General features: G+C 56.5%; 1 protein-coding gene. It reads right to left on the reverse strand.

Features of this window, described 5'->3' with window-relative positions:
- Positions 1 to 255 (reverse strand): cytochrome c biogenesis protein CcdA (locus C5745_RS20705; RefSeq protein WP_449448539.1); only part of this gene is annotated, 255 nt, incomplete at both ends.

A 255-nucleotide genomic window follows, 5' to 3' on the forward strand; every position in this document is an offset into this window, starting at 1 on the left:
CTATCCTGTTGACAAAGGAGCTGGGCAGGGTAAGCTCGAACGCCCCGAAGAAGGATGCCGCGAAGACCACCAGTATCAGGAAGAACAGAAAGTTGAAGACACCGTTGGTGGACAGGGCGTTGAGCGCATCGGAGCCGAAGGCTATGGTGATGAGCATGCCCAGTGCGACGTAGATCACGATGATGAACAGCCCGTAGAGCAGTGCCCGGGATATCCCTCTGGCTCGGGAGCCGCTCTGTTTGGTGAAGAAACTGA

The organism is Sphingobacterium haloxyli (assembly GCF_002980525.1).
Classification (GTDB): domain Bacteria; phylum Bacteroidota; class Bacteroidia; order Sphingobacteriales; family Sphingobacteriaceae; genus Sphingobacterium; species Sphingobacterium haloxyli.